This window comes from Mesobacillus harenae (assembly GCF_013343715.1).
In the GTDB taxonomy this organism is placed as follows: Bacteria; Bacillota; Bacilli; order Bacillales; family Cytobacillaceae; genus Mesobacillus_A; species Mesobacillus_A harenae.
In genome coordinates, this window is sequence record NZ_JABUNR010000003.1 from 117,418 (window position 1) to 130,537 (window position 13,120).

Genomic DNA, 13,120 nt, shown 5'->3' on the forward strand with positions numbered 1-13,120 from the left:
AGCTCTTAGTAAAGCACTAAAAATATATTAAATGTAGGATCTGGAGCTGATATCATGAAATGTCCAACTTGCCAGAATCAGTCTACCCGTGTGCTTGATTCCCGTCCTGTTGATGAAAACAAGTCCATACGGAGAAGACGGGAATGTGAAGCATGCGGCTACCGTTTTACAACATTCGAAAAAGTAGAGGAAACTCCTCTAATTGTAGTTAAAAAAGAGGGAACAAGAGAAGAGTTCAGCCGGCAAAAAATGTTGCGTGGATTAATTAAAGCTTGTGAAAAACGCCCAGTCGCCCTAAAGGAGCTAGAGGATATAGCGTCAGAAGTGGAAAAGGAACTTCGTAACCAAGGCGTTTCAGAAATTAAAAGCGAAGCAATTGGGGAAATGGTAATGGACAGGCTGGCCAAAGTTGACGAAGTGGCGTATGTTAGGTTTGCATCCGTGTACCGGCAATTTAAGGATATAAATGTCTTTATTGATGAACTAAAAGAGTTAATAAAAAAAGAACAATCATAGGGTTCTCAGATGGCTATAAAATTTTGATTTTTTTCAAGTGATTAGTTGTCTTTTAGTGTCCTTTCACTAACGAGAAACCTCTTCCTAAGCGGAATAAATTGAGTAACCCAGAATAGGTTTTGGTAAATAATAGGTAAGAAAGGTTTGAAGGAAATGGCAAAGCACTGGCAGGAAATACTTCCTGTTGACAGGTATCGGGTTGCAATAAACGGCCTTTTGCATGAATATGACCGTAAAGTACTTACCTTTTTATACCAGCCGCTTGTTGGTACAGCTTGTTTTAGCTTATATATGACATTATGGGCTGAGGTAGAGGAAAACAGGCTATGGTCAGGCGCTGCTTCCCATCACGGCTTAATGAATTTAACAGATCTTAATTTAAAAGACATTTATCATGCGAGGCTGAAGCTTGAAGGAATTGGTCTTTTAAAAACCTTTACTCAAACTGAACCGGAGGGCCGTTCGTTTATATATGAATTACAGCCACCATTGTCACCAGAGCAATTCTTCCTGGATGGTATGCTTAATATTTACTTATACCGAAAAATCGGGAAAAACCAATTTCTAAGACTTAAGCGATTCTTCACTGACCAAACTAAGATCGATGACGGCTCTTACAAGGAAATTACAAGGTCCTTCCAGGACGTGTATGAGTCTGCTCCCCAGGATGCTCTTAAGTATGACAGGGATACAGCGATAGATCTTGGTGCCGGGCAAGACCAGGCCTTCATTGGAAGAAAGGTTTCTTCGGAAATTAAAATCGATGAATCTCTATTTGACTTTGATGTCCTGTTGGCGGGGTTAAGGGATTCACTCGTTCCTAAAAGAGCCTTGTCAGCTAAAGTGAAGGGAGCAATCAGCACCCTTGCATTTTTATATGGAATTGATGCACTACAAATGAAAAACTTGGTTCTCAGCGCTTTGACTGCTGATAATGAAATTGAAATTGAGGAGCTTAGAAAAGCGGCAAGAGACTGGTATCAATTCGAAAATCAGGATCAGCTTCCAGACTTGTTGGACAGGCTGCAGCCTATGCAGCATAAAAGGGACAGGAATGTGCCGGAAACAAAGGAAGAGAAACTAATCCATTATTTTGATACGACCTCTCCACGTCAGTTATTAATTGATATTTCAGGGGGAGCAGAGGCATCAAAATCAGACTTGCAGATTATTGAGGATATCATGTTTACTCAGAAACTTTTGCCTGGAGTAGTGAATGTACTCGTGCAATACGTCATGCTCAAAACGGATATGAAGCTGCAAAAGGGCTATATTGAAAAGATAGCGAGCCACTGGGCGAGGAAAAAAATTAAAACGGTTAAAGAAGCGATGGAACTAGCCAAAAATGAACATCGGCAGTATTTGGACTGGGCAGAAGGTAAGAAGGGGCAGTCTGGAAGTCAGACTGCTCCGTATAAACAGGAGCCTTTACCGGATTGGGTCAAGAAAAAGCCGTCCTCTCGAAAACTTGAGACTGATGTTGAGGGTCAGGACACATTTGAGGAAGAAAAGCGAAAATTAGACGAAGAGCTAAAACGGTTTAAATCCGGAAAATAGCTGTCATCCTTACTACTATTAAGAGCCGTCCACATATGTGGCGGCTCTTTACTGTTAGTAAATGCAGAAATTGATTTATGCATTAAACCGGAATTTTCAGACAGACTTTTCCAGCTTGCTTCTAATTTGAACAAGTCCCCCATATATATAAAATCAGAGATTTGATAATAAGGGGGGATTTGGTTGATTGAAATCATCTTCCAAAAGAGCCAGGATGCCCAAAGTTTATACGATCAATTGCTCGACTGTTTTCACAATGAGCAGGAAAAACAAACTATTCTTCTTATTGAAGATCGAAATAAAGTCAAGTTAAACATAAATACAATGTCTTATGAAAGTATAAAAAAGGTGAAACAGGCATTTTATGAATTTATTATTACTACTAGAAGAGAAGATTGGTTTAAAAAAATACTGTCGGATCACTATTTTTATGATGATTCTGATGAACAGCAGCAAATTTTGGAGATCATTTATTCTATTCTGGATGGAAACAGAGAAGAACTAGCCTGTTTCCTGAAAGGGTTGGATGACGACGCATTAATTTTTGCAGCAATTGAGGATTTGTTCAGCGATAATATCTCGTTCTCCTTCGACTCATTTGTTATGTTCCGCTTAAAGTCGTTCATTGAAAAACTTGGCCGCTATGTTGAGTTGGCAATTGACGAGTACAAAATGGAACAAGAATACCAGATGTTTGTCCAAATCTTAAGAGACTTTTTAGACGGAAGAGAGCCTCAGGCTGACCATCTTCATTTAGTATTAGAAGATGGGGCTGTATTTTTTAATGCGGACTTTACAGAGATCAAACGCAGTGAACTTGTACGGGCCATTGACCGAAAGCTTATCGTGAATCATCCTGTCTATATTGATTCTGTAACGATTGCCCCCCTGCTTTCGATTGCCCCTTCCACTATATACCTTTATACAGACGAGCCTGATCAACCTTTAATACGAACGATAAAAAATATATTTGAAGAGCGAGTCAACAAGCGGAAAATTAAAGAGTTCTACGCCAGAAAGAATGCTCATTTTCAAATCAGCCATAAAAATTAGAGAGAGCTACTTGATTTTCAAACAATTACAAACTATAATTACGTACATAATAAATGCCAATTATCAGTAACATATGAAAAAGTTACGATGAGGACATGGGTGTTCTTTCAAGGTTTCCAGAGAGGGAAGGCGGGGCTGCAAACTTCCTAACACAAGAAGAATACTTACCACCTCTGAACTCCGGCTGTGAAAACAGGATGATGTGCTTTAGCCTTTCCTCCTGATAGTAGCTGCTGGCGGTGACAGCCGTTATCTGACCAAGTCGCAACAAACAGAGAAGCTATGCCTGTTTTTGCGAAAAATTGGGTGGAACCACGTGTTTAAAAACTCGTCCCTTTTCCAGGGACGAGTTTTTTTATTTTTGGCTGTGTTTAAGCCCCACGGTAAACGAAGTGCCTGGAGTGGAAACCAACAGACAATCTTAAAACAGTCTTATTTTAAAAAAACCAAAAGCTGCTAGACATGGAGGGAAGTACTTCCCCAGGCTAACAAATGATTACTTTTGGATTAGGAGGAAAAAGTGATGGCAGATGTAGTAAAAATTTCATTTCCAGATGGTTCTCTAAAGGAGTTTGATAGAGGGACCACAACTGAAGGAATCGCTGCTTCAATTAGCCCAGGTTTGAAGAAAAAAGCCATTGCGGGAAAATTGAATGGTGAAATGTATGATTTGCGCCGTCCGATCGAACAAGATGGGGCGATTGAAATTATAACTCCTGACAGGGAAGAAGCACTTGAGGTGCTCCGCCATAGTAATGCCCACCTTATGGCACAGGCTATTAAACGTCTTTACAAGAATGTAAAGTTTGGTGTAGGCCCAGTAATTGAAGGCGGCTTTTATTATGATGTTGATTTGGAAGAATCATTAACCCCAGAAGATTTGCCTCTAATTGAAAAAGAAATGGCTAAAATAGTAAATGAAAATCTTGAGATCGTTCGTAAAGAGGTAAGCCGTAATGAGGCAATCCAATTTTTTAAAGAAATTGGCGATGAATATAAGCTTGAATTAATTGAGGCGATCCCTGAAGGGGAAACCGTTACTCTTTATGAGCAGGGTGAATTCGCGGACCTTTGCCGCGGGGTTCATGTTCCGTCCACAGGCAAAATTAAAGAATTTAAGCTATTAAGCATTGCTGGCGCATACTGGCGCGGAAATAGTGATAATAAAATGCTTCAGCGGATTTATGGAACAGCTTTCTTTAAAAAGGAAGACCTTGCAGAGCATTTGCGCTTGCTTGAAGAAGCGAAGGAACGCGACCACCGTAAAATCGGCAAAGAGCTAAGCCTTTTTACTAATTCTCAGAAGGTTGGCCAAGGGATGCCTTTATGGCTTCCAAAAGGGGCAACCATCCGCCGGATTATCGAACGCTATATCGTTGATAAAGAAATAAGCCTCGGTTACGATCATGTTTATACTCCAGTTATGGGAAGTGTTGATTTATACAAAACTTCAGGACATTGGGATCACTACCAGGAAGATATGTTCCCAGTTATGGATATGGACAACGAGCAGCTTGTTCTCCGCCCAATGAACTGCCCGCATCATATGATGATTTATAAGAATAGCATCCATAGTTATAGAGAACTGCCAATCAGGATTGCTGAGCTGGGAACAATGCACCGCTACGAAATGTCCGGGGCGCTTTCAGGGCTGCAGCGTGTTCGGGGAATGACTTTAAATGATGCTCACATTTTTGTTCGTCCCGATCAAATCAAAGAAGAGTTCAAGCGTGTAGTTGACTTAGTGCTTGCAGTTTATAAAGATTTTAACTTAACTGACTATTCATTCCGTCTATCATACCGGGATCCCGCTGATACTGAAAAATATTATGATGATGACCAAATGTGGGAAAAAGCGCAAGAAATGCTGAAAGAAGCAATGGACGAGCTTGGACTCGATTACTTTGAAGCAGAAGGGGAAGCTGCTTTCTACGGACCGAAGCTTGATGTCCAGGTTAAAACAGCTCTTGGAAAAGAGGAGACTCTTTCAACTGTCCAACTTGACTTCTTGCTGCCAGAAAAATTCGAATTAACATATGTTGGGGAAGATGGCAAACAACACCGGCCAGTCGTTATTCATCGCGGAGTGGTGTCAACGATGGAACGTTTTGTCGCCTTCCTAATTGAAGAGTACAAGGGCGCATTTCCAACCTGGCTCGCTCCAGTCCAAGTTCAGGTCATTCCGGTTTCTCCCGATGTGCACTTTGATTATGCAAGAGAAGTGCAGCAAAATCTTAAAGCAGCAGGATTTAGGGTTGAGCTCGATGGACGTGAAGAAAAAATTGGCTACAAGATCCGTGAGGCCCAAATGCAAAAAATACCTTATATGCTTGTTGTTGGGGATAAGGAAGTTGGAGAGAGTGCTGTCAATGTCCGCAAATACGGGGAGCAAGCATCAGAAACTGTTCCGTTTAAGACATTCATGGAATCTCTTAAAGAAGAAGTAAAACACTAAGGAAAAGGCTGGATTTAGGAAAACTAGATCTGATCCAGCCTTTTTGTTTTAAAAAGTACTTGCTTCCTTCTTGTCTATTTGATAAAATACATTTCGTTGCAGTAAAAGTAATTCATTTGACATATCTTTTAATATTATGCTATATTAGCTTAAGTGAACTGAATACAAGTTTGAGGAAAAGAAGGAGCACCCGCTTCTCACCTGATTGACGCATCATTGCAGTTGCCAGGTTTACGGAACAAACCATTTGTGATGTTTTCGTAGTGTGGGTGTTTTTGCACCCACACTTTTTTATTGTGCGACAAGCTTGGCAAGCTGTATTATACAGAGTCTTGCCTGGCAAGGCTGAATAACCATGTTTGGAAATTCAGCTAGTACAAAAAAACAATCTTCATCCGAAACTAGTATTCGATTATCCCTTGGAGGTGGCTAACTATTAGCAAAGATATGTTGTTGAACGAAGGCATTCGTGCCCGTGAAGTTCGTCTCATTGACCAGAATGGCGAGCAGCTTGGAATTAAAACAAAAATTGAAGCACTTGAAATTGCTACACGTGTTAACCTTGATCTTGTTCTTGTTGCCCCAAATGCGAAACCCCCTGTAGCCAGAATCATGGACTACGGAAAGTTCAAATTTGAGCAGCAGAAGAAAGAGAAGGAAGCGCGTAAGAATCAAAAGATTATTAACATTAAAGAAGTTCGTCTTAGTCCGACTATTGATGAGCATGACTTTAATACAAAGCTTCGCAATGCAATCAAATTCCTTGAAAAAGGCGATAAAGTGAAAGCTTCTATCCGCTTTAAAGGTCGTGCTATTACTCATAAGGAAATCGGCCAGCGCGTTTTAGACCGTTTTTCTGCAGCATGCAAGGAAGTTGCTACGATTGAGTCCCACCCGAAAATGGAAGGACGTAGCATGTTCCTGGTTTTAGCCCCTAAAATCGAGAAGTAATGAGGAGGAAATCCAATGCCAAAAATGAAAACTCACCGCGGCGCTGCAAAGCGTTTTAAAAGAACTGGATCTGGTAAACTAAAGCGTTCGCACGCATATAGAAGCCATATGTTCGCTAACAAGTCTCAAAAGCAGAAGCGTAAACTTCGTAAAGCAACTTTAGTTTCTAAAGGTGATTTCAAGCGTATCCGTTTCTTATTAACAAACCTTAAGTAATCGTTCGATCCATATATAGGAGGGAAAAAACATGCCACGTGTAAAAGGCGGTACAGTTACTCGCAAACGTCGTAAAAAAGTTATAAAATTAGCCAAAGGTTATTACGGTTCAAAACATACATTATATAAAGTTGCTAACCAGCAGGTTATGAAATCTTTAATGTATGCATTCCGTGACCGTCGCCAGAAAAAGCGCGATTTCCGTAAACTTTGGATCGCTCGTATCAATGCAGCTGCACGCATGAACGGCCTTTCATACAGCCGTTTAATGCATGGCTTAAAGCTTGCTGGTATTGACGTTAACCGTAAAATGCTAGCTGAGCTTGCTGTTAGCGATGAAAAGGCATTTGCTGAATTAGCAAATGCAGCTAAGCAACAGTTTAATAAATAAATGAAATAAGCGTAAGCGCCTGGAACAGCCAGGCACTGAAACTTTGTTAAATAGGTAAAGCCATTCTCTGCAGAGAATGGCTTTTTCTATAGGAAGGCAGGGATTCGTATGAATTTTGGAGTTGTTTCAGGAGTATGGTTGGTCCTGAATTTAATCGGATTTTATATAATGGGAAGAGACAAGCGGCTGGCTAAAAAACATAAACACAGAGTAGCCGAGAGAGAGTTGTGGTGGCTTGCTTTCCTAGGGGGAGCAGCAGGAATGACGGCCGGAATGAGATTTTATCGTCATAAAACGAAGCATTTTCAGTTTAGCGCGGGGCTGCCAATTCTTGCTCTGCTTCAAGCAGCGGGTTTTGTCTATTTCTTTAAAATCCTGACATAACTGCCTGGACCTTTCTATAAGCTGTAATAGACAATAAGTATTACAGCGAAGGAAGGTGCATCATGAACGAAAAGCTGTCGTTGCTGCTTATCATCGCTGAATCTAGTGGTCTCTTAGCTCCGCTTTTATTTATTTTGCTGCATGTTTTAAGGCAGTTTTTATTGATTCCACCAGCAGTTCTATGCATAGCTGGGGGGATCTTGTTTGGAACTGTTTTCGGTACAGCCTATTCCTTCATCGGGTTGTTTATTTCAAGTTTATTGTTTTACTCGATGTTTGAAAAAATGCCGGGCGTCACGCAGAAGCTATCTAAGCTAAAGGCAAGACTATTTGGCGAGTACAGATATTTAACAGTGCCGCAGGTGGCTGTGCTAAGGCTGATTCCATTTATTCATTATCACCTGTTAAGCTATTGCCTGCTTGAGAGGAATAAGGGCTTAAAAGCTTATACAAAAGGGTCTCTCGCATCTAATTTGCCACTCGCCTTTTTTTATACTGTTTTTGGGCAGTTTATTACTAGCTTTACACCAACACTGATCCTTATCCTCCTGTTCTCGCTTGCCATGCTCACTTATCTTCTAAGAGAAAAAATGACAACCATAAAGTGGAGAGACTTTTTTCACGCAACATAAAAAAGTTCGGCTAACCGAACTTTTTAGGGTGAGGTGTTTGCTATTTTTCTAGAAACTCCTTTATCGGGCTTTTCCAATCAATATCGGCATTCGGATATCGGCTGTGAACCTGATCCTCAATATATTTAAAATCTTCCCTTTCAAGTCCCTGAAGTGAGGCTGTTTTCTTAGGCCAGATAAAAATAGATACCACTTCAAATGCTGCATCTGTTGTCCCCAAGTACTTTTCGCCCTCAAATAATACCCCTTTATGAGTTAACATGAAGTTTTTTCTAATATTTTCACGGTCATCAACAAAATAGAAACGCTTTTGCTCATGAGCAAGCTCAAGCTTTCTCTTTGGGCTGAAAAGATATTTAACGGCGCTGTAAACTATAAAAATGATTAGAGCTAATAACAGAAGCCTCAGGACCCACATCATATATGAACCTCCATTGATTTTTTAGATAATACTTATAATAAGTTACGTCAGTTTAGTAGGTTGACTTATTTTACGAACGAATAGGGGCAAAGGTTTCACTCCTATGGCAAATTGTTTTATAATTTTACATAAAGCTGTGGCCATGGTGCCTATATCCTTTTTTGCTTAAAAGCTCTATTTTTAATTAGTGTGAATTATTGGAGGTAATGATGAATATAAAAAAATTGTACGATATGCAGAGAGAGTTGGATAGACATATCGAAGGCCAGCATGGTCTGGACAAGGAGGATTTGTTTGATCGAAAATTGCTGGCCCTGCTGGTGGAAGCGGGTGAACTTGCAAATGAAACCAGATGTTTTAAATTTTGGAGTGTAAAATCAGCTTCAGAAAAGCAGATTATTTTAGAAGAATATGTAGATGGAATTCACTTTATTTTATCCTTGGGACTTGATTTGGGGTACGAATATTCAAGTGAGGGGCACAAAGGTGAGCCTGGTGACCATAATTTAACTGTCCAGTTTTTAAAGGTAGCTGAATCGATTATCAAGTTCCGTTCAACTAAATCAAAGGATGATTATGAAGCATTATTTTCCCAATATATTTTGCTTGGCGGCCAGCTCCATTTCTCTTGGCAAGAAATAGAAGAGGGATATATTATGAAAAATGAAGTAAATTATGAAAGACAGAGACAGGGGTATTAACCAGAATTTTTGCGCATCTATTCTGGGTTTAGTATAATGAAGGCGCAAAGTACATATTAAGGGAGTCGAAATAATGGCGAAATTAGATGAAACGTTAACTATGCTGAAAGACTTAACAGATGCTAAGGGCATCCCGGGAAATGAGCGGGAGCCGCGCGAAGTCATGAAGAAATATATTGCTCCATTTGCTGATGAAGTAACAACAGATGGTCTTGGAAGCTTAATTGCGAAAAAGACCGGAAAAGATGGCGGCCCTAGAATCATGGTTGCTGGGCACCTTGATGAAGTAGGATTCATGGTTACAAGCATCGACGATAAAGGATTTATCCGCTTTCAAACTGTTGGGGGCTGGTGGTCCCAGGTTATGCTGGCTCAAAGAGTTACCATTGTTACCCGTACAGGTGAAGTAACTGGAGTAATTGGCTCTAAACCGCCGCATATCCTTCCTCCAGAGGCTCGTAAAAAACCTGTAGACATTAAAGAGATGTTCATTGATATCGGTGCATCTAGCCGGGATGAGGTGAAAGAATGGGGAGTAAGGCCAGGAGATATGGTTGTTCCTTATTTTGAATTCACGGTCATGAACAATGAAAAAATGCTGCTCGCTAAGGCTTGGGATAACCGTATCGGCTGTGCTATTGCAATTGATGTCCTTAAGCAGCTTAAGGGTGAAGACCATCCTAACGTAGTTTATGGAGTAGGCACAGTGCAGGAGGAAGTGGGCTTGCGCGGTGCACGCACATCGGCTCAATTAATTGAGCCTGATATCGCTTTTGGTGTGGATGTAGGAATTGCCGGAGACACACCTGGTATCTCAGAAAAAGAAGCCCTTGGAAAAATGGGTGAAGGTCCGCAAATTATCCTTTATGACGCTTCGATGGTTTCCCATAAAGGGCTCCGTGATTTTGTCACAGATGTAGCGGATGAGCTTAGCATCCCTTATCAGTTTGACGTTATGGCTGGGGGCGGTACAGATTCAGGAGCGATTCATGTAACTCATAAGGGTGTACCAGCCTTATCGATCACTATTGCAACTCGCTACATTCATTCTCATGCAGCAATGCTTCACCGTGACGATTATGAAAATGCCGTAAAGTTAATTGTTGAAGTAATCAAGCGCTTTGACAAAGAAACAGTCGACAAACTTACTTTTGATTAAGCCGTTGCCTCCGCTCCTAGCGGAGGTTTTTATGTAAAGCTGAGGCAGAGTTAGAGAAAAATAAAATAACCTGCCTAAAGGGACAGGTTATTTTATCAATGATAAGCTTACTTCTTTAAGCTGCTCTCGAGTGTTGCCAGCATTTCTTTTTTATCAGGTTCAGAAGCATTGTTCCAAAGGACCTCAAACAATACACCGAGACCAGGGAGCATTTTTTCCTCTCCATTTTCAATTGCATCAACAATTGTATGTTCGAGTTCATCCTTTGTGTTGCCTGTTACATTGGTTATGACAGCATGGCGCAGGTTTAAATCCATACCAACACTCCTTTCTGTTTCCATTTCAATCTTATCATTTCAATGTTTTCAATTTATTATGTATAACAATTAGTCTATAATGAAAAAACTGCAGGAAAGTGGACTGATAATAATCTCTGAAGGAGAGACCGTGTTGAAGCACATTCACTCAGAAAAAAACCCACAAGTTAAACAATGGAAAAAATTATTATCCAGAAAGGAAAGAGACAGGTCAGGTACCTTTCTGGTAGAAGGCATTCATCTTGTAGAAGAAGCCGTATCCGGTAATATGGAAGTTTTAGGGATTATTATGAATGAAAGCTTTGAGCTGCCTCACAGCTTGGATTATGGTTCAATCCCAGTAACCACTGTCACTGACGCCATCACTAAAGAATTAACCGATACAGAAACACCACAAGGGATTTTTGCAGTTTGCAAACAGTCAGAGCCGAGAGAAGTAAATGGAAAAACCTTTTTGATGATCGACTCGGTTCAAGATCCAGGCAATCTGGGAACAATGATTCGAACAGCCGACGCATCTGGCGTCGATGCCGTTATAGTTGGCGACGGCAGTGTGGATATATACAACCCAAAGGTATTAAGGTCAGCACAAGGAAGTCATTTCCACCTTCCTGTAATTAGGGGAAGCCTTTCCGACTGGATTGATAAACTTAAAACAGCCGGAATACCTGTATTTGGAACAGCGCTTGAGAATGCGAGTGTATATCATGAAGCATCATCTGCCCTAGACAGATTTGCTTTAATTGTAGGAAATGAAGGCAGTGGAATAAATAAGGAAATCCTCGCAATAACTGATCAGAATTTATATGTTCCGATCTATGGTAAAAGTGAGTCGTTAAACGTAGCTGTAGCTGCAGGTATCCTTCTTTATTATTTAAAAGCAGGAAAATAGCAGATTTTTGTATGAAAGATTGAAACGAATGGGATATTGTACTATAATAAACAGCAAAAATACTATGATAAAAAAACAGTGACGGAGAAGAGTAGCTGGTTAAGCCATCCAGGGAGAAAATGCCTTAGATTGAGAGCATTTTTATGTGAGGGGCCAGTGAAGTTCAACTCCAGAGTTGGCATCGGGACCATGGAAACATGTAAAGATGCACCGGCAGCGCCGTTATCCGAATGAAGTGAACTCCTGCCTCTATTGGCTGGAGTTAATAAGGGTGGTACCGCGAACTAAGACCTCGTCCCTTTACCGGGATGGGGTCTTTTTGTTTTTTTATAAGTTAGTTTTCACCTATTTATTGCTTGAACAACGCCTAGCTTAATTGAACTAAGGAGGATTTTAAAATGCAGGATCGGTTAAAAGAACTTGAGGGAGAAGCTATTAGCAAAGTCGAGAGTGCTTCCAGCCTGAAAGAATTAAATGAAGTCAGAGTGTCATTCTTAGGGAAGAAGGGTCCTATTACTGAGGTTCTAAAAGGCATGGGAAAACTTTCTGCTGAAGAACGTCCAAAAATGGGAGCCCTAGCTAATGAGGTCAGGGATGTAATTTCTATGCGGATCGAGTCGAAGCAGCAGGAACTTGAAGAAGCTGCTGTCAACGAAAAGCTTGCATCAGAAACAATTGATATCACGCTGCCTGGAAGGCCGGTACGTACTGGAAGCCACCACCCATTAACTAAAATTGTAGAAGAACTTGAGGATCTGTTTATCGGAATGGGTTATACGGTAGCAGAAGGCCCAGAAGTGGAAAAGGATTATTATAATTTTGAAGCGTTAAACCTTCCAAAGGGACATCCCGCACGCGATATGCAAGATTCCTTTTACATAACAGAAGAGTTTTTGCTGCGAACACACACATCACCTGTACAAGCTCGGACGATGGAGAAAAATAACGGCCAAGGCCCTGTTAAAATTATTTGCCCTGGGAAAGTTTACCGCCGCGATAACGATGATGCAACACACTCTCATCAGTTTATGCAGATTGAGGGATTAGTTGTTGATGAAAATATCCGAATGAGTGACCTTAAAGGAACTCTCGAGGTATTTGCAAAAAAGATGTTTGGTGATGACAGGGAAATTCGCCTGCGCCCTAGTTTCTTCCCTTTTACGGAACCATCAGTTGAAATGGATATTTCCTGCAAAATATGCGGAGGAGCTGGCTGCAGTGTTTGTAAAAAAACAGGCTGGATTGAAATTCTTGGAGCTGGAATGGTTCATCCTAACGTGCTGGAGATGGCTGGATACGATTCGAAAAAATATACTGGCTTTGCCTTCGGAATGGGCGCAGAGAGGATTGCGATGCTGAAGTATGGAATTGATGATATTCGCCATTTCTATACAGATGACATTCGATTCTTAACACAGTTTTCGGTGCCAGAAGAATAAGGCAAAAGAGATACAGTTATAAATTACATAGCTGTG

Annotated in this window: 15 protein-coding genes and 2 other annotated features; of the genes, 13 read left to right on the top strand and 2 right to left on the bottom strand. The window is 40.7% G+C overall.

The annotated features are described in order from the left end of the window. The first annotated feature begins 54 nt into the window (after window positions 1–54). The 9 genes from nrdR (at window position 55) to HRJ06_RS04635 (ending at window position 8,155) form a co-directional block, all read left to right on the top strand. Entirely contained in the window at window positions 55–516 is a 462-nt protein-coding gene (gene nrdR, locus HRJ06_RS04595; protein ID WP_174729623.1) for a transcriptional regulator NrdR, read from the top strand. A gap of 153 nt (window positions 517–669) precedes the next feature. Continuing rightward, window positions 670–2,073 (top strand): replication initiation and membrane attachment family protein, encoded by a 1,404-nt coding sequence (locus HRJ06_RS04600; RefSeq protein ID WP_174729626.1) that lies wholly within the window; start codon window positions 670–672, stop codon window positions 2,071–2,073. 183 nt (window positions 2,074–2,256) lie between these two features. Beyond that, complete coding sequence (gene ytxC / locus HRJ06_RS04605; RefSeq protein WP_174729629.1) at window positions 2,257–3,126, top strand: putative sporulation protein YtxC; 870 nt, start codon at window positions 2,257–2,259, stop codon at window positions 3,124–3,126. A 523-nt stretch (window positions 3,127–3,649) separates the two neighbouring features. Then, a complete protein-coding gene (gene thrS, locus HRJ06_RS04610) occupies window positions 3,650–5,581 on the top strand; it encodes a threonine--tRNA ligase (protein ID WP_174729632.1) in 1,932 nt (643 codons plus the stop codon). A 172-nt stretch (window positions 5,582–5,753) separates the two neighbouring features. Beyond that, window positions 5,754–5,880, top strand: a sequence feature (ribosomal protein L20 leader region). A 148-nt stretch (window positions 5,881–6,028) separates the two neighbouring features. After that, a complete protein-coding gene (infC, locus tag HRJ06_RS04615; RefSeq protein WP_174729635.1) occupies window positions 6,029–6,532 on the top strand; it encodes a translation initiation factor IF-3 in 504 nt (167 codons plus the stop codon). Between the two features lie 15 nt (window positions 6,533–6,547). Next, window positions 6,548–6,748: a 50S ribosomal protein L35 gene (rpmI, locus tag HRJ06_RS04620; RefSeq protein ID WP_174729638.1), complete on the top strand. Its 201-nt coding sequence runs from the start codon at window positions 6,548–6,550 to the stop codon at window positions 6,746–6,748. Window positions 6,749–6,779: 31 nt separating this feature from the next. After that, window positions 6,780–7,139 carry a 50S ribosomal protein L20 gene (gene rplT, locus HRJ06_RS04625; protein ID WP_174729641.1) on the top strand — a complete coding sequence of 120 codons (360 nt, stop codon included), beginning with the start codon at window positions 6,780–6,782 and terminating at the stop codon, window positions 7,137–7,139. Window positions 7,140–7,247: 108 nt separating this feature from the next. Next, on the top strand, window positions 7,248–7,523 hold the full coding sequence (locus HRJ06_RS04630) for a DUF1294 domain-containing protein (RefSeq protein WP_174729643.1): 276 nt from the start codon (window positions 7,248–7,250) through the stop codon (window positions 7,521–7,523). A 62-nt stretch (window positions 7,524–7,585) separates the two neighbouring features. Beyond that, window positions 7,586–8,155: a TVP38/TMEM64 family protein gene (locus tag HRJ06_RS04635; RefSeq protein WP_174729646.1), complete on the top strand. Its 570-nt coding sequence runs from the start codon at window positions 7,586–7,588 to the stop codon at window positions 8,153–8,155. A 40-nt stretch (window positions 8,156–8,195) separates the two neighbouring features. On the opposite strand, the gene HRJ06_RS04640 is transcribed toward HRJ06_RS04635, so the two are convergent. Next, window positions 8,196–8,576 (bottom strand): sigma-w pathway protein ysdB, encoded by a 381-nt coding sequence (locus tag HRJ06_RS04640; RefSeq protein ID WP_174729648.1) that lies wholly within the window; start codon window positions 8,574–8,576, stop codon window positions 8,196–8,198. Window positions 8,577–8,785: 209 nt separating this feature from the next. Here HRJ06_RS04640 and HRJ06_RS04645 point away from each other — a divergent pair, with 209 nt between their 5' ends. Beyond that, entirely contained in the window at window positions 8,786–9,277 is a 492-nt protein-coding gene (locus HRJ06_RS04645; protein ID WP_174729651.1) for a dUTP diphosphatase, read from the top strand. Between the two features lie 73 nt (window positions 9,278–9,350). After that, window positions 9,351–10,436: a M42 family metallopeptidase gene (locus HRJ06_RS04650; RefSeq protein ID WP_174729654.1), complete on the top strand. Its 1,086-nt coding sequence runs from the start codon at window positions 9,351–9,353 to the stop codon at window positions 10,434–10,436. Window positions 10,437–10,543: 107 nt separating this feature from the next. Here the strand turns inward: HRJ06_RS04650 and sspI are convergent, their stop codons facing one another. Continuing rightward, on the bottom strand, window positions 10,544–10,753 hold the full coding sequence (sspI, locus tag HRJ06_RS04655; RefSeq protein WP_174729657.1) for a small acid-soluble spore protein SspI: 210 nt from the start codon (window positions 10,751–10,753) through the stop codon (window positions 10,544–10,546). A 133-nt stretch (window positions 10,754–10,886) separates the two neighbouring features. Between sspI and HRJ06_RS04660 the strand changes: the two genes are divergently transcribed. Continuing rightward, window positions 10,887–11,645, top strand: coding sequence for a TrmH family RNA methyltransferase (locus HRJ06_RS04660; protein ID WP_174729660.1), 759 nt, complete (start codon window positions 10,887–10,889; stop codon window positions 11,643–11,645). Window positions 11,646–11,714: 69 nt separating this feature from the next. After that, window positions 11,715–11,948: a binding site (T-box leader), on the top strand. A 95-nt stretch (window positions 11,949–12,043) separates the two neighbouring features. Next, a complete protein-coding gene (gene pheS, locus HRJ06_RS04665; protein WP_174729662.1) occupies window positions 12,044–13,084 on the top strand; it encodes a phenylalanine--tRNA ligase subunit alpha in 1,041 nt (346 codons plus the stop codon). Window positions 13,085–13,120 lie beyond the last annotated feature (36 nt).